Raw genomic sequence first — 15855 nt, 5'->3', positions numbered from 1 at the left:
CAGCCTAAAAAGGTTGATTTTATAAAGTTTTTAAATTCAAAACAGTTTTAGACCTTTATTAAGCCCACTATTTCAACAAAAACAGTGCCTAAAACAAAAAAAGACTAGATTTCCGCGGAAATCTAGTCAAAATTTTAATTTAAAATTTTGAAAGCTGCTTTGAGCCCTGCAAATAACATATCCGTCCCAATTACCGCTAAAATTAAGCCCATCAAGCGAGTGATTACAGCCAACATATTTTCACCTAACTTCTTAACAATTATTTCTCCATAAACAAATAAAAAGTACGTCAACAAAGCCAATAAAATAAAAGAAAACACCACAATTAAAGGATTATAACGGTTGGCTAAATTCATTGCCGTAGCAATCGTTCCCGGCCCCGCTAAAATAGGCATCGCCAAAGGTGTAATCGCCACCGACATTTCTTGTTCTAAATTAGGATGTTTGGGGTCCACATTGTGTTGAAGACTGGATGATTTTCCCTTTAACATGTCATAACCAATAATAGCAATAATAATTCCTCCGATACTGCGAAGAGCAGCTAAATCAATTCCAAATAAAGTAAAGATTTCTTTACCACCAAAGGTAAATAAAATGACAATAATTGTTGCAATAGTCAAGGCTTTACGTGCCACTGCATGGCTAACTTTATCCTCATCACTTGCAGTTAAAGAAATAAAAACTGGTAAATTCCCAATTGGGTTCAAAATAGCAAAAAAAGCCATCAAAACCACTGGAATACTCGCTAAATCTCTCATCTTAATCCACCCCCTTCACCTTAATTGTAAGCCTTTTCTAAAGTTATCACAAGCCTAAAAAGCCCTTAGACTTACATCCAAGGACTAGAAATTTAGGCCATCAATTTAAAAATCAAAAGTGCAACCGCCCCAATCAAACTTTGAGCATTAAACAAGAAATGGGCTAAAATTGGAAGCCAAATATTTTTCCGCCACATATACAAAAGTGTAAAAATCATCCCCGCTAAGGCATAAGGTCCTGTAGCTAGAAAGCTTCCCCCAAAATTATAATAGTGAGACATTGCAAATAAAAGATTAGTTACCACAAATAAAATACAAAACAAACCACGACTATCTTTATATTTGTAGAGCATATCGTGACGAAAAGCAATCTCTTCAAAAACTGCAATCATTACACTCACCAATCCAGTATAGCAATTAGCTAAAATTCCAGATAACGTGGCAATAGGTGGCATGATCTCCTTTAGCGGATGGGCAGGTAAAAATTGATTGAAAAATTTTCGTGCCACAACAACTACTAGCATGACAATAACCACCGTTATAAACGATAACAAAAGGTTTAACCAGATATGCTGCTTAAATTCTCGCCACTGTTTTTGCAAATAAGTTTTATATTTAGTGACTTCGTATGTAAATAGGGCAATAAACCAAAGCGAACCGATTAAGGCATAAAGATAACCATTATTACCTGCTAATTTACGTGCTAGCGTAACTGCTAAAAGTGTCCCAATAACATTGACTAAGACCGCCCAGAAAAATTGACGGTCTAAACGTTTACTAAATTCCATTAATATTTCACCTCGTAACTTGATAATATCAGGAAAACATCTTACGTACAATATTATATTGCAATAACTATATACCAAAAAAATTGACCCCCAAAACTCAGGAACTCCCTTTGCACCGGTTGGTCAATGGTATCAAAGTATTCCTTGGCCCCTTAAAACTTATCAGCCAGGTCATTATAAGTTGACGGTAACGGTAAACCCTACCAAAAAATCAATCGCACTTATAATCTACAAGTTAATCATCACGATGTCACCAACTATCAAAAAGCTAGCGGTACCAAAAATGTTGCTAAAACTAACTGGGTTTTAGTCGGTGCTGTAATTATCCTTGCAGTCTTAGTAATTGTCTTACTTGGCATTTTGCTTAAGCATACGCACAAGGATAAATAAATTAAGTTAACTTTTCGAGGTTTAGTTTTGCTATAATAGATTTAACATGATAGAAAGTGAGCGATGATGTCAATGAATATCGGATTTATCGGACTTGGAAATATGGGAGGCGCCGTAGCCAAAGCAGTCAATCAAGTGATGATACCAACTTATTGTTATCTAATTATAACCCCACAAAAGCTCATGCTCTCCAACAACAAATCGGAGGGCAACTTCTTAGTAATAAGGAAATTATGACTCAGGCACAGGTAGTTTTTCTGGGAGTTAAACCTCATCAATTAAGCTCCCTTTTAGATGATTTAAAAGGTCAAGCTACTCCCGCCGACCAGACCATCATTTCTATGGCTGCAGGCGTAAACTTAGCTGATTTAACAGAAATGCTACCAAATAAGCCAATCATTCGGATGATGCCTAATACCCCCGTAGAAATCGGGCAAGGGATGACGACTTATACTACCTTAGATGGGCAAGCTAGTCCGCTCTTCGAAGATTTAATGGTTTATGCGGGGCAAGTAACCTTTACCCCAGAAAGCTTAATGGATGCAGCTACTGCTATCGCGGGGTGTGGACCAGCTTTTGTTTACCAATTTATTGAAGCCCTGGCGGATGCCGGAGTACAAAATGGACTTAGCCGTCAAGTAGCACTTAATCTTGCAGCCCAAACCGTTGCTGGCTCCGCTCAAATGGTAAGTCAAACCAAAAAACATCCCGCTCAACTTCGTGATGAAGTAACCTCACCTGGTGGCTCTACTATTGCCGGAGTAGTCGCTTTAGAAAAGCATGGTTTCCGTTACGCTATTATCTCCGCCATTAACAAGGCCCTCAAAAAAACTAAGAAACTAGGTAAAAACTAATCTAATAACCTTAAAGTCCCCCTTAGCTATCAAGGGGGGCTTTGCTTTAAAAATCATTGAGGGCTTTTATTTGTTGACCAACATCATTAAAATAACCAAATAGTAAAAAGCCTTAGGAAATCAACGTTTTTAGAACGTAATTTCCTAAGGCTTTTTATTTATGAGACTTTTTTCTAGCCTCTTTAGAGTAACTATCATCTACTCTACATGTTGAGCAATATCGTCTTTAGTTTCAGCAACTAACTGCGCGATTGTTATCTGTTTCATTTGGATTTCTGCTTCAATTTGGATTTTTTGGTAGTGCTTTTCCAAGACGTTGGGAAAGGCAATTCCTACCGAGCATTCTTGAGAAGTCCGATAATCAACTTTGAGTAAAGTATCCCCAGAATTAATCGCCTTATAGACATCATGAACGGTAATTTCTTCAGGACTACGTGTGAGCGTCGCGCCTGCCACTCCGCGTCTTGAACAGAGAAGTTCCGCCTTACGTAGTTGTCCTATCATTTGTCGTACTAAAGAGGGATTGCTATTGAGGCTAGAAGCTAGTCTTTCACTTGTAATAACCTCTCCATGGTGGATTTCCAAGTAAACCAAAATTTGCAATAAATCGCTCAAACGGTTATTTGCCATAGTCATCACCTCATATCCCGCTCATTATAACACGCCCAAAATAAGAAAAGTAGACTTATTTAGATAATTAAGCACCAAAAACCTTAAAGCGGTCAGCATCTGCCATATATTCTTTATCGCCGGCTGGAGCTTCGATCGAACCAAACGGCATTTGAGCGCGTAACTTCCAACTTGCTGGAATATCAAATTCCTTAGCAATTTCAACATCAATTAATGGGTTATAGTGTTGTAAGGAGGCCCCCAAGCCTGCAGCAGTTAAGGCTTCCCAAACAGCTTGTTGCGCCCCTCCAAGACCTTGTTCAGCCCAATCAGCAAAGTTATCTGCGTATAATGGGAAGTCTTTTTCTAATTGTTCAACAGTTGCAGTTTCGGTGAAATAAAGCACCGTTCCAAAACCGGCCTTGAAAGTATTGATTTTTTCCGTTGTCTTGGCGAAAGCTTCTTCACTCACAGCCACCTTCTTTAATTCGGCTAAGACAATATCCCAAACCTTATCAGAAGCTTCACCAAAAGTTACCACAGCACGAACTGTTTGACTGTTGAAAGCCGTGGGTGAAAGTTTAACAGCTTCCTTAATCAAATCAGCTATTTCAGCCTTACTCTGAGAAACATTCTTACCTAAAGCGTAGATAGTGCGACGGTTAGCTTGAATTTCAGTAAATTTATTTGACATAATTAGTTACCTCTTTGTTGTTATATTTTTTATTACTTGTTCTATGAATTCAATATAGCATTTTACCTACAAAAAGTAAACTAATATTTGTAACTTTTTTTGTAACAAGTTTTAAAAACTATTAAAAAATGCCGTCATATCAAGAATGACGACATCGAATTTAACGACCTATTTTTTTAGTATAAACTAGATTTGGTAAAGAAATGATAACCAGCATTAAGAAAACCAAGGCAAAACCTAAAAAGTCCCAGCCAGTAAAATGAGTACCTAAGAAAAGCCAACCGATGATAGAAGCTGCCACTGCTTCACTAAAACCGTATAAAATACCTTTCGCCGGACCGATGATTGCCAAACCAGACATAAAAGCATTGAAGGCGGCAATATTACCAATTAAGATTACCACTAGCAACCCCAAAAACAAGGACCAGTTTAAATGGTAAGATATTTCCCAGGCTTGGAAAATGCCAAACATCAAGATACCTCCCAATAAAAATGACCAGCCTTGAACTAGTGATACTGGGTATTTGTTAGTCAAATGACCACCTAAAAGGTTATAGATTGCTACACACATCGCGCTTCCCACCCCTGCTAATAAAGCTGCTGGTGAAACTGCAAAATTGGAAAAGTTGCCGTGGGTTACAATTAAGAAGACTCCAGCAATTCCGATAACAATTGCCAAAATTTCATATAAATATGGCCAACGTTTCGCAACTAAACAAGAACCAATTAAAACCGGAATTGGTGCTACATTCATCAAAACTGCCCCCACCCCAGCCGTAGACAGCGCAATACACAAAAAATACAGATATTGACTAAACGCCACACCGCCAATACCATAAATTAGTAATACTACCAAGTCTTTTCCGGGCTTGAGCGGTGTCAGAATAGCTGTTTTATAATGCCAGAAACAATAAATTAATAAAATCACTCCTGAATAAAATAACCGTACTGGTGTTAACCACTGTGTATCAACATGCAAATTATCAAATAAAAACTGCGCCGTTGTCCCGGAAATTCCCCAGCAAATCCCCCCTAATAACGTCAATAAAATTCCTTTAATCTTTTCCATACGCTCTTCTCGTTTCTTTTCATATTACTTGTACAGATAACTATCATAGCCCTTCTTAATCCAACTGTAAATAAAAATATTTTTATTTTCAAAATTCCTAGACATCAAACTTTATCAGGCATATAATGAACTACAATTATAAAAAATTAGGAAGTGTTCTAACTTGACCAAAAAACCTGATAAAGAGCGCCTTTACACCAAAGATGTCATTTTAGTGATGGCTGCTTCTTTCTTCTTTATGTTCAGTAATATGTTCATTAATACTATTATTAATGGTTATGCTCAAAGTCTAGGCGCAACAGAGAGCTTCGCAGGCATGATTGTCGGTATGATGAGTTTAACTTCGATGTTTTTACGACCAATTGCGGGAAATCTAACCGACCGTTTTTCTAAATACGCCCTATCTTTAATTGGAGGTATCTTTATTTTTATTGGTATTGCCGGGTATGTTTTAACCCCCAATAGCCAGCTATTGCTCTTATTCCGCCTCCTAAATGGAACTGGTTTTGTTCTATGTACTGTTTGTATGACTACCTGGTTAGCAACTCTAGTTCCCCGCGCCCATGTGGGGCAAGCTATGGGATTTTACGGCTTGATGAATGCCCTTGCCATGGCAGTTGGACCTGCTGTTTCAATTAACCTTTACACTCGGATTGGTTATAAACACACCATTCTTATTGGGTGTGGAGCTGCAGTCGCAATGATGTTGATGGTCCTATTTGTTAGCGATCATGCAGTTCCCCAAGCAAAGTCTCAAACACGTCAAAAAGAAAAAATTTAAGTTAATTCAAAAAGACGCGTTACCAGTAGCATTTTTAATCACACTGTTTGCTTTACCATACTTTGCTACCCAATCTAACTTAGTCGTTTATACTGAAGAAAGAAATCTGCATGTTGCGGTAGGTTCCTATTTCTTAATTTACGCCGTTGTACTTTTAATTATCCGAATTGCACTTAAAGAATATTTTGACACCGTACGCTTTCGATACTGGTTTTACATTAGTGTTATCGCAACAGCTTTTTACCTTTTGATGCTTACTGTTATGAAAAATAATTTCCAAATGGCGCTTGGCGCTACGGGCATGGCCATAGGTTACGGTGTTATCTATTCCGTTCTACAATCTACTGCCCTACTCTTGGCACCAATGGGAGAACAGGGGTTAGCCAGTTCAACTTTTTATCTTGGTTTAGATATTGGGATGGCTATGGGACCTATTTTAGGTGGTTTTATCGATGCTCAACTCTCCCCTGCTAATTTCTATCCGGTAATGCTTATTCTTTTACCAATCATGTTTTTAATTTATTTACCAAGTCGTCATAAATTAAATGGTGCCATTGATCATCATTAAAAAGGTCGCCTTCCATGTTTTGGAAAGCGACCTTTTTGACCTGGCTTAGATTCCGCTAGTAGCAAAATTTTTTCTTATTTAGTTAACATAACTTACCATTGATTCTTCTATTACAAAATCGTGGCTCCCAAAGAATTCTCAAAGTGTTGTAAGCCCCACGCTTGACCATATTCAGTAAAAGTTGCCACACAATCACTTGGTACTGTAATTTGGTAATTATGGTTGTAAGCGTCGACCGCTGTATGTAAGACACAAATATCGGTACAAACCCCTGTTAACCAAACTTCCGTCACTCCGCGTTCGCGTAAGAAATTATCTAAATTGGTGTTAACAAAAGCTGAATAACGATTTTTATCATACTGCCAAACATTTTCTTGGCTTTGGTGATTTTTAAACCATACCCCAACTTGGTCATAAAGGTCATGACCTGGGGTGCCCGCAATATTATGGGCGGGGAAAAGCTTAGTTTCAGGATGAAATTTGTCATTTAAAAAATGTGTGTCCGTGGGGAAAATAACATAATCTCCTGCCTGATTAAATTCTTCCATCCGTTTTAAAATCGCAGCTTGAATGTCTTGCCCGGGTTTCCCACAGGTTAAGGCACCATCACTTGCCACGAAATCATTAGTATAGTCAATTACCAGTAGTGCTCTTTTAGTCATCTGTCTATTTCCTTTCCTAATTTTCCTGCAGCAGTTTTTCAAAAGTTAGATAAAATTTTAAATCATCAGCTTCACTACGAACAGCTGGTCCTCGTAAATGGGTTTTAGAATGTGCGCGTCGGGTTCTCTGGGCTTGGTAGCGACTCATCAATAAAGAATCAATATTATCATTGGTGTATAACATCCCACTTTGATGAATCGCCTGGGCTCCTTTCGATAGCGCTAAAGCCGCCACCCCATAATCTTGAGTTACGACAATATCTCCCTTTTGGCAACGATTAATGAGGGCAAAATCCACCGCATCCGGTCCTGGTGAAATCACTTCGACTTTACTATAATCTGATGTAATCACATGATTAGTATCACATAAAAGTGTACAATCTATATTATTTTCCCGCGCTAAATATTCGACAATTCCAACTACCGGACAGGCATCGGCGTCAACATAAATTTGCACGAAAGTCCCTCCTTACTAAAACGTTTACTTTTTCAGTGTAACATTTTAGCGCTCAAAAAGGCTAAAATTTGCTCAAAAGTTGAAAGTTTTCCCTAAACTTCCCACCTTATAATTATAAAAAGATTATATTATCACTTTTAAATCTAGCCTATATATCAATCTTTTTCTCTAAAAACCCAGTCGTAAATCCCTTGTAAATACAAGATTTTCTTTCGGATTATTAAATTTATTCTTTTATTTCCCTAGTTTTATTTTAATTTTTTATTAATTAAACCTTGCAAAAAAATTAATTATAAATTAGAATAAATTTATCTTTTCCAAGGAGTTGAAGTTTATGAAAAAGAATTATTGTACTGAAGAAAAACGCCACTATAAGCTTTATAAGGCTAAATCCCGCTGGTTAGTGGCGGCCATTACAACTTCTGGCTTAGTACTCTTGGCTACAGCCCCCGCTTCCCAAGCACAAGCTGATAGCGTCGATGAAGTTACAGTGACCCAAACCACTAATAATCAAGTCACTACCAATAGCCAAAATGCTGATACTGAACAAACAACTAACCAAGTACAAACCAATACTCAAACTGCTACTGCAAATCAAACAGAAAACGTTGCTACCTCTGCTGACGTAAACACCAGCAACAACAGAAAAAGACCACGTCAAGGGTAACGTCCAAGCTGCTTGGGATCAAGGTTATCAAGGCCAAGGATGGTCGTCTCCGTGATTGACTCCGGAGCCGATACCAACCACAAGGACTTCGCTCAAGCTCCTAAAGACCCTGCTATTTCTAAAGAAGAAGCCCAAGCTCAAATCAACAAGTTAGGTTATGGGACTTATGCTTCGGAAAAATTCCCCTTCGTCTATAACTACGCAAGTCGGAGTAATGATTGGATTAAAGACGACGGTCCCGATGCTTCCCAACACGGACAACACGTTTCAGGAATTATCGGAGCTAATGGTCAAGCAAATGGCACTGACAAGTACGCTGTTGGGGTCGCACCTGAAGCCCAATTGATGATGATGCGGGTTTTCAACGGCCAATTTGCCGATGAAAACACTGACGACATCGCTCAAGCAATTTACGATGCTGTTAAACTCGGTGCCAACGTTATCCAAATGTCCTTGGGTCAAGGGGTGGCTGCCAACAACTTAAACGATGTCGAACAAAAAGCCGTCCAATATGCTACTGAACATGGTGTCTTTGTTTCTATTTCTGCCTCTAACAGTGGGAATGGCGCCAGTGTAGCTGGTGATGACCTACCTTATAGACCAGGTGGCCCTGCTGGTAACTTCTCACCATTTTCATCAAGTACTGTTGCTAATCCAGGGGCTTCTGTTAATGCATTGACCGTTGCGGCGGAAAACTCTGATCTTGGGGACGCTAGTGACATGGCCAGCTTTTCTTCTTGGGGACCTTGCCAGACTTCACTTTGAAACCTGACCTCTCTGCTCCCGGTGTTAGCGTAGTTTCTACCGGTAACGACAACGGCTACAACACCATGAGTGGGACTTCTATGGCCGGTCCTTTCAATGCCGGTGCGGCTGCTCTGGTTATGCAACGCTTAAAGCTGCTACCGACTTAACTGGTTTTGCCTTAGTTCAAGCTACCAAAGCCCTCTTAATGAACACGGCCCGCCCAATGACACAAGTGAAATACACTACGCCTGTTTCACCACGGCGTCAAGGGGCTGGACAAATTGATGTCGGCGCTGCTACGGCCTCACCAGTTTACATCACTGCGGCCGATGGGACTAGCTCTCTTTCACTCAAACAAGTTGGTGAATCGACCAATTTCACCCTAACTTTCACCAACCTCTCTAACCAAGATCAAACTTATACCTTTGATGACTTTGGAGGTGGCTTAACTGAAAAACGTGATGAAAAATCCGGTATCTTCTATGATGAATATCTTGCCGGCGCTCACGTTAATGGACCACAAACCGTTACCGTTAAGGCCGGGCAAAGCGCAAACTTCACTTACAGCTTAAACTTAACGGGTCTCAAAAAGAATCAATTAGTTGAAGGTTGGCTTCGCTTTACTAACCAAAATGGGCAAGCCCAATTAGTCGTACCTTACTTAGCTTATTTTGGTGACATGACTACTGAAGACGTCTTTGATAAAGCTGCTAACCAAGACGGTACTATTTTTGGAGGCAATTACTTCGTCAACGAAAATAACTTCCCTCGCGGTGTAGCTGACCAAGAATCTCTAAAAGCTTTGGTTAACTTAGACGGTAAATACAACTGGCAACAAGTTGCCAAGCTTTACCAAGACGGTAAGGTTGCGTTCTCACCAAATAATAACGGTGCGAGTGATATTCTTAAACCATACGCCTTTATCAAACAAAATCTTAAAGACCTCAAGATTCAAATTCTCGATGCCAATGGTAAAGTGGTGCGGACAGTTGCTGATGAACAAGGTTTAGATAAATCCTTCTACAACAGTGGCAATAATCAAGATATCACCTTATCCGTTTCAATGCGTAACAATCGTGATACCTTAGATTGGGATGGTAAGCTTTACAATGACCAAACTGGCCAAATGGAAACTGCCCCTGATGGTCAATACACTTACCGTTACATCGCTACCCTCTATAACGAAGGTGATAAGCAAGTCCAAAGCGCCGACTATCCTGTTGTTATTGATACGACCGCTCCGGTAATTTCTAACCTTGCTTACGACGAAACTACCCATACTTTAAGTTTCGATTACCAAGACCAAGGCGCTGGCTTCACAGATTACTCCTACGCAATTGTAAAAGTTAACAACCAAGCTTTTGGTTATAAACTAAAGGACGGTGACTCTCACTTCACAAATGACGGTAAGACTGCCGGTCATTTCCAAGCAGTCTTAAATGCTGCAACTTTAGCCGCTTTTACAACTGCTAAGAATGCTCTTTCCGTTGCCGTTACCGATGTAGCAGATAATGGTACTAGCCAAACCTTAGTTTTGGTTTCCCCAGATGTTAATACTAATAGCGTCAACCTTTGGAACGCAACTAACGGACTGGCCTTTGACCAAACTTCTCCAGACTACAACGCAACTAATAAGACTTACACTTTACGTGGTTCTGCTAACCAAGACTTCTACTACAAAGGTGCCCTAGTTCAAGTCGCAACTGATGGTACCTTTGCACTCCCAGTCGCCACTAATGTAGAGCAAGTCGTTTTAACAGCTGACCAAGCTGGCCAAAAAGTCTTAACTACTCTTAAGACTTCAACACCTAAAGCTGCCTTTGCATGGCAAGTAGCCAATACGGAACCGCACAGTTTTGGGCTAATGTTAAATACTGTAATCGGTAATAACCCTGATGACGTCGTTGTCCAAGCAGCGGTAACCGTCGGGGATAATGTCAAAGCCTACGCTCAAGACTACTTCTCAGGTGAACTTTACGAAGCTGAAGTAAAAGATGGCTTAGCCACTTTCCACATTCATGACGCCCGTCGCACCGTCTTAGTTGGTTGGACAGAAGTTACCGGACCAAACTTCAACGACGTACAAACAACTCCTTCATCTGGAGTCTACCTTGGGGTAATGGCTAATGCTAGTTACCCTGCCCCAGGACCCGCTTTCACAAAGGCTAGTCAATTAGGAACCGACCTTGTCCAAGAAAAAGCTGACTCCGATACTTTAGGTAACCCAGATACCTTACCAGGACACGCTGTTACTGATTTAACAACTAAAGCTCCTGCTAACACGGAAATTAACTTTGATTACTTGACAGATAACGACTACAACTGGGTTGGAACTAAAGCCATTACTGATGGCGTTTATGACCCTGAAAACCAGGTCTTTACCGTCACAGGAAAAGTTACTCCTGAAGTTACCGCTTTGACAATCCTAGGTGACAGTTCAAATGAATCGGATCCAGCTAACCAAGTTGCTTTACAAGCAGATGGTAGCTTCACCTTCAGTTTCCACGTTGCTCCAACTGCCCAACGGCCAATCGCTACATCTATACAACAGCTGCCGGTCAGACACGCGGGACTATGGAACTTATCTTAGACACTGCCTTACCAAGTTTAGACCTTGCAGATGCACAAAGTTACCAATTAGATGCGGATGGTAATTACCAAATCTACACTAACAACCCTAACTTTACCTTAGCAGGAACAGCCAATGACAACGTTGATGGTTACCGCTTCTTCGTTAATGGTAACAATGAATACCGCGAATTCCACAATTCTGGTGTTAACTTTGTGGCAGAAGCGCACACGGACGGCACTACGGTTACTAACCCTTACCCTGCCCACAAATTTAATCACTCCTTTGACTTGCGTGCAGATGGTCAAAACGAAACCACTCACGTCTACACTTTGAAAGTGACTGACGTCGTTGGTAACACCGTAGAAAAGAAATTCTACGTCCACTACCAAGCCCAAGCTACAACTGATACTAAGGTGGTTACGCAAAAGCAAGCTGCCACAACGCTTTTAGACTACGCAACTGAAGCTAGCCAACTCAAAGATGCCAAAGGAGACTTACAAGCCGTTACTGGCACCGACTTAACTCCTGGTCAATACCGCTTATTCAATAAGTACGGTAACTTAGTCTTAAACTTAACCGTTACTCCTGACCCAGAAGTACACACTACCTCAGAAAATAATGTCGATGTCCAAAAGCAAGAACTTACAAATACAGATGCTAAAGCGGAAGTAGATAATAAATCAGAGGTACAAACTGAAGGAAAAGTAACTTCTGCGCCACAAACTCAAAAAGTTGCTACTAAAGTTGTTGCTGCTAAGCATCAAGCAAGTTTACCACAAACTGGTGAAAAGCAAGCATCAACAACATCCTTAGGTGTATTAGCTCTCGCATTAGCTACACTTTGCGGACTTTTCGGCTTCGGCAAAAGTAAAAAGGAAGATTAATACAACGCTTAAAAAGTGACATAATCTGAAAATTTCAAAAAAACGTTTCTCGTATATAAATATATGGGAAGCGTTTTTTATTGCTTTTCTAAAATAAACAAGACTGTTAACTTCACTTAAAGGTGTAGAATAGGTTATAATTCATTGATGTGAAATACATTAACAACAAAGGTTATGGTATGAATATGGAACTTAGATTACTCAGATACTTTTTAGCTGTATGTGACGAACGTAATTTTACTAAGGCTGCTGATAAAATGCATGTTTCACAACCAGCTTTATCAAAGCAAATCAAAGATTTAGAAAATGAATTAGGTGTTAATCTCTTCGTTCGCGAGCATCGCAAAGTTTCTTTGACGCAAGAAGGTTATTTTTTACGTGATCGTGCTCAGGATATTTTGAATTTAACTGATGCGACAAAAAAGTCTTTGCAAAAAGACAAAATTATTTCCGGTGTTTTGAGGATTGGTGCTGGTGAAAGCTCACAATTAAATAAGGTAATGAAGTTGTTGGGCGAAATTGCTATTAAATATCCTGATGCTCAAATTGACATTGATGATGCAAACAGTGATCAAATCGAGGAAAAAATCGACAACGGCATCTATGATTTCGGTATTATTATGGGAAATCGAGATCTTAGCAATTTTGAAAGTCTAGTTTTACCTGAAAAAAATCAATTCGTCGCCTACTTTAACCAAAGTCTGCCTTTAGCCCAAAAGGAAGAAATCACCTTACACGATTTAGTTAACTACCCTATTGTTATGAGCAAACAAAGTGATTTTTTGCAAAAATTTAAAACTGAACTGGGTAACGATGCTGATAAATTACAAATCATCGCTAAATCTAACTTACTATATAACTCTTCACTTCTTGCTCATGAAACTAATTCTGTTTTGATTGGCTATAAAGACTTATTTGTCTTTAAAGACCCTAACTTTGTAACAAGACCACTTTCACCTAAAATTTGGGATCCAATGACCTTGATTTGGAAAAAGAATTCAGTAATGTCTAACTTATGTACCAAATTTCTAGAAGATTTAAAAGCACAGCTTAATGCAAACTAAAGAAGCCTTGGAAGTTTTTTCCCAGGGCTTCTTTCCTTACTTAGAATACTTTTCAACGCCGTCTTTCAAACGTTGCATCCCGTTCTTGACCATTGCTAATGGACAAGCCAAATCAAGCATGTAGCACTACCTGAGGTTAAGCAAGGGGTTCACTACACGTCATTAGACGTCAAAATATTTATTTTAAGCGATTTTTGAATTTTTGAAGTTCCTTACATTGCAATATAAATCAATAAGAACTCTACCTTTTACTCTACCTTTTTTAGATGAATATATCATTTGGATATTGAAGTTAAGCCCTGCTATCATTTCGATGGCAGGGCTTTTTAATATTTGGTACACTAACTTCTTATTTATATTTTGGTGGAGCTGAAGTTGACATCTACAAAGTTCAATATTAAAATATATTCAAAAATATATTTGAATGAGGTGTTTTATGATTCAAAATGTTGTTACTTCAATAATCCTGTATTCTGGGACAGCCGTAGACTTACTTATTATCCTAATGTTATTTTTTACCAAAAGAAAAAGCAGAAAAGACATCATTAACATCTATTTAGGACAATTTCTAGGCTCTGTTAGTCTAATATTGCTAAGTTTGCTTTTTGCATTTGTCTTAGATTATATTCCTAGTAAAGAGATTTTAGGTTTGCTCGGTTTGATTCCAATTTTCCTAGGCTTCAAAGTTTTGCTTTTAGGAGATTCTGATGGAGAAGCTATTGCCAAAGAAGGGTTGAGCAAAGATAATAAAAACCTGATTTTTCTAGTCGCTATGATTACTTTTGCAAGTTGTGGTGCTGACAATATTGGTGTCTTTGTCCCATATTTTACTACCTTAAATTTAGCGAATTTGATAGTGGCTTTACTTACCTTTCTAGTCATGATTTATCTCTTGGTTTTTTCTGCCCAAAAATTGGCACAAGTCCCTTCTGTTGGAGAAACTTTAGAAAAATATAGCAGATGGTTTATTGCCGTTGTTTATTTAGGATTGGGGATATATATCCTGATTGAAAACAACAGTTTTGATATGCTATGGACTGTGTTAGGTTAGGAGAAAATATTTTGAAAAAAAATAGTATCTGCCAAGTGAATGTTATAAATCAACAAAATATTACAACCGCAACGAACTACCTTGAAAAGGAAAAAGTCCAAAAATCACTTCGCATTTTATCAAAGTTTACCGATAATAAACAGATAAATATCATCTTTTATCTCCTTGCTGTTGAAGAACTCTGTGTCTGCGATATACCTGTTTACTAAAACTCAGTACGGCATCTGCCTCCACCATCTTCGTAAACTAGCCAATCAAAACATTTTGGGTACTAGAAGAGAGGGGAAAATTATATATTATTTTATAAAAGATGAGGAAATCAGAGATTTTTTTAATCAACTAGGATAACAACTATTTTTTCTGCTTTTCCATGTTTATAGGGGGCTTATCTATGAAATTTTTTGATAAAAATTACTCACAAGAAATACCTACTCGTATCAAGTGTTTAAGAAAAAAGTATAATTTAAAGCAAAGTGACCTAGGTAATGTAGGTCAAGTTAGCCAAGTTGAAAAGGGAAAGTGACAAGTTACCGCTTCAATATTGCTTTATTTGAATACTCAAACCGACTCGGACTATAAAGAAATTATTTTTGGAGATATTGCCAAGTTTGTTGAAAATATGTTTTACCACTGCTTCAGCTCTATTTTATTTAGAGATTTAGAAACTGTAGATAAAAGAATGTATTCTTTTTCGGACGATAACTTAATTTCAATACAATCCAGCTGTCTTAGACTTTCCAAGACATTCGCAAATTTCAATATTCAAAGAAAAAATTTTTTGGCTTCTGATGAAACTGAAATGGATACTTTTCACAAGAAAGATGACATCGACATTACTGTTGGTGAAAAAAGTTATAACCTCGCTAGAAGTTTTAGAACCAGTACTATCAATGAATTGACTGTCATTGATTTTGAAGAAATGTTTGATATTATTTGGTTGATGTTAGGGGATAATTTAATTAAATCATTTGAAGTTAATGTCTGTGGTATCCTATTTGAATTAGACAGAAATGGCATACCCTCAACATTTAGGCAAGAAAACATTGATCCCCTCATCAATAAATGGTGGTATGATAATGTTTCGACAGAAATTATCCCTAACCTAATAAAAAAACTCAAAGAAAATCCACTATTTAATATCGGATTCCTGGTTGATGATATTCTAGAACGAATGTATAAAGAAAATATCCCAAAATCTTACCTTACATCCGTTCCGTTAGTTATTTCAAAAAAAGCAAGG

At 38.4% G+C, this 15855-nt stretch carries 13 protein-coding genes and 5 pseudogenes; 10 read left to right on the top strand and 8 right to left on the bottom strand.

Annotated features, from left to right (window positions below):
- Positions 1-134: 134 nt before the first annotated feature.
- Complete coding sequence (locus tag JCM10991_RS09060) at positions 135-758, bottom strand: MarC family protein (RefSeq protein ID WP_025021245.1); 624 nt, start codon at positions 756-758, stop codon at positions 135-137.
- A gap of 92 nt (positions 759-850) precedes the next feature.
- Entirely contained in the window at positions 851-1546 is a 696-nt protein-coding gene (locus tag JCM10991_RS14605; RefSeq protein ID WP_025021244.1) for a CPBP family intramembrane glutamic endopeptidase, read from the bottom strand.
- 462 nt (positions 1547-2008) lie between these two features.
- On the opposite strand from JCM10991_RS14605, the pseudogene proC reads away from it, so the two are divergent.
- A pseudogene (proC, locus tag JCM10991_RS13515) lies at positions 2009-2790 on the top strand (pyrroline-5-carboxylate reductase).
- Between the two features lie 198 nt (positions 2791-2988).
- Here proC and JCM10991_RS09045 read toward each other — a convergent pair.
- From JCM10991_RS09045 to JCM10991_RS09035, 3 genes are all read right to left on the bottom strand, one after another.
- Complete coding sequence (locus JCM10991_RS09045) at positions 2989-3420, bottom strand: Rrf2 family transcriptional regulator (RefSeq protein ID WP_025021243.1); 432 nt, start codon at positions 3418-3420, stop codon at positions 2989-2991.
- Between the two features lie 67 nt (positions 3421-3487).
- Positions 3488-4093 carry a nitroreductase family protein gene (locus JCM10991_RS09040; protein WP_023860234.1) on the bottom strand — a complete coding sequence of 202 codons (606 nt, stop codon included), beginning with the start codon at positions 4091-4093 and terminating at the stop codon, positions 3488-3490.
- Positions 4094-4253: 160 nt separating this feature from the next.
- Complete coding sequence (locus tag JCM10991_RS09035) at positions 4254-5162, bottom strand: DMT family transporter (RefSeq protein WP_025021242.1); 909 nt, start codon at positions 5160-5162, stop codon at positions 4254-4256.
- 217 nt (positions 5163-5379) lie between these two features.
- On the opposite strand from JCM10991_RS09035, the pseudogene JCM10991_RS13510 reads away from it, so the two are divergent.
- A pseudogene (locus tag JCM10991_RS13510) lies at positions 5380-6511 on the top strand (MFS transporter).
- Positions 6512-6621: 110 nt separating this feature from the next.
- Here the strand turns inward: JCM10991_RS13510 and JCM10991_RS09025 are convergent.
- Positions 6622-7173 (bottom strand): cysteine hydrolase family protein, encoded by a 552-nt coding sequence (locus JCM10991_RS09025; protein ID WP_025021241.1) that lies wholly within the window; start codon positions 7171-7173, stop codon positions 6622-6624.
- A 16-nt stretch (positions 7174-7189) separates the two neighbouring features.
- Entirely contained in the window at positions 7190-7630 is a 441-nt protein-coding gene (locus JCM10991_RS09020) for a YaiI/YqxD family protein (RefSeq protein ID WP_023860238.1), read from the bottom strand.
- A gap of 334 nt (positions 7631-7964) precedes the next feature.
- Here JCM10991_RS09020 and JCM10991_RS15855 point away from each other — a divergent pair, with 334 nt between their 5' ends.
- The 5 genes and pseudogenes from JCM10991_RS15855 (at position 7965) to JCM10991_RS09010 (ending at position 13564) form a co-directional block, all read left to right on the top strand.
- Positions 7965-8297: a KxYKxGKxW signal peptide domain-containing protein gene (locus JCM10991_RS15855; protein ID WP_225349957.1), complete on the top strand. Its 333-nt coding sequence runs from the start codon at positions 7965-7967 to the stop codon at positions 8295-8297.
- Between the two features lie 39 nt (positions 8298-8336).
- Positions 8337-9211: pseudogene (locus JCM10991_RS15850) on the top strand (S8 family serine peptidase).
- Positions 9212-9267: 56 nt separating this feature from the next.
- Positions 9268-11634: an Fn3-like domain-containing protein gene (locus JCM10991_RS15845; protein ID WP_225349956.1), complete on the top strand. Its 2367-nt coding sequence runs from the start codon at positions 9268-9270 to the stop codon at positions 11632-11634.
- On the top strand, positions 11619-12500 hold the full coding sequence (locus JCM10991_RS15840) for an LPXTG cell wall anchor domain-containing protein (protein WP_225349955.1): 882 nt from the start codon (positions 11619-11621) through the stop codon (positions 12498-12500). Before JCM10991_RS15845 ends, JCM10991_RS15840 begins: the two co-directional genes overlap by 16 nt.
- A 185-nt stretch (positions 12501-12685) precedes the next feature.
- Positions 12686-13564, top strand: coding sequence for a LysR family transcriptional regulator (locus tag JCM10991_RS09010; RefSeq protein WP_025021240.1), 879 nt, complete (start codon positions 12686-12688; stop codon positions 13562-13564).
- 183 nt (positions 13565-13747) lie between these two features.
- Here JCM10991_RS09010 and JCM10991_RS15835 read toward each other — a convergent pair whose 3' ends face one another.
- Positions 13748-13972 carry a FanG protein gene (locus JCM10991_RS15835; protein ID WP_081781987.1) on the bottom strand — a complete coding sequence of 75 codons (225 nt, stop codon included), beginning with the start codon at positions 13970-13972 and terminating at the stop codon, positions 13748-13750.
- A gap of 28 nt (positions 13973-14000) precedes the next feature.
- On the opposite strand from JCM10991_RS15835, the gene JCM10991_RS09000 reads away from it, so the two are divergent.
- The 3 genes and pseudogenes from JCM10991_RS09000 to JCM10991_RS08985 all read left to right on the top strand — a co-directional run.
- Positions 14001-14615, top strand: a complete 615-nt coding sequence (locus tag JCM10991_RS09000) for a CadD family cadmium resistance transporter (protein ID WP_025021239.1) — start codon at positions 14001-14003, stop codon at positions 14613-14615.
- A gap of 11 nt (positions 14616-14626) precedes the next feature.
- Positions 14627-14963, top strand: a pseudogene (gene cadX / locus JCM10991_RS13500) (Cd(II)/Zn(II)-sensing metalloregulatory transcriptional regulator CadX).
- Between the two features lie 43 nt (positions 14964-15006).
- A pseudogene (locus tag JCM10991_RS08985) lies at positions 15007-15855 on the top strand (helix-turn-helix domain-containing protein); the annotation flags it as partial.

Source organism: Ligilactobacillus equi DSM 15833 = JCM 10991 (assembly GCF_000615765.1).
Classification (GTDB): Bacteria; Bacillota; Bacilli; order Lactobacillales; family Lactobacillaceae; genus Ligilactobacillus; species Ligilactobacillus equi.
The sequence above is the reverse complement of the archived record's forward strand: the minus strand, read 5'-3'. Positions and strand labels throughout refer to the sequence as shown.

Bases quoted from the DNA above. Each gene is read 5' to 3' on its own strand.
- JCM10991_RS09060 (WP_025021245.1), bottom strand. From the start codon at position 758: ATGAGAGATTTAGCGAGTATTCCAGTGGTTTTGATGGCTTTTTTTGCT.
- JCM10991_RS14605 (WP_025021244.1), bottom strand. From the start codon at position 1,546: ATGGAATTTAGTAAACGTTTAGACCGTCAATTTTTCTGGGCGGTCTTA.
- JCM10991_RS09045 (WP_025021243.1), bottom strand. From the start codon at position 3,420: ATGGCAAATAACCGTTTGAGCGATTTATTGCAAATTTTGGTTTACTTG.
- JCM10991_RS09040 (WP_023860234.1), bottom strand. From the start codon at position 4,093: ATGTCAAATAAATTTACTGAAATTCAAGCTAACCGTCGCACTATCTAC.
- JCM10991_RS09035 (WP_025021242.1), bottom strand. From the start codon at position 5,162: ATGGAAAAGATTAAAGGAATTTTATTGACGTTATTAGGGGGGATTTGC.
- JCM10991_RS09025 (WP_025021241.1), bottom strand. From the start codon at position 7,173: ATGACTAAAAGAGCACTACTGGTAATTGACTATACTAATGATTTCGTG.
- JCM10991_RS15855 (WP_225349957.1), top strand. From the start codon at position 7,965: ATGAAAAAGAATTATTGTACTGAAGAAAAACGCCACTATAAGCTTTAT.
- JCM10991_RS15845 (WP_225349956.1), top strand. From the start codon at position 9,268: ATGACACAAGTGAAATACACTACGCCTGTTTCACCACGGCGTCAAGGG.
- JCM10991_RS15840 (WP_225349955.1), top strand. From the start codon at position 11,619: ATGGAACTTATCTTAGACACTGCCTTACCAAGTTTAGACCTTGCAGAT.
- JCM10991_RS09010 (WP_025021240.1), top strand. From the start codon at position 12,686: ATGGAACTTAGATTACTCAGATACTTTTTAGCTGTATGTGACGAACGT.
- JCM10991_RS09000 (WP_025021239.1), top strand. From the start codon at position 14,001: ATGATTCAAAATGTTGTTACTTCAATAATCCTGTATTCTGGGACAGCC.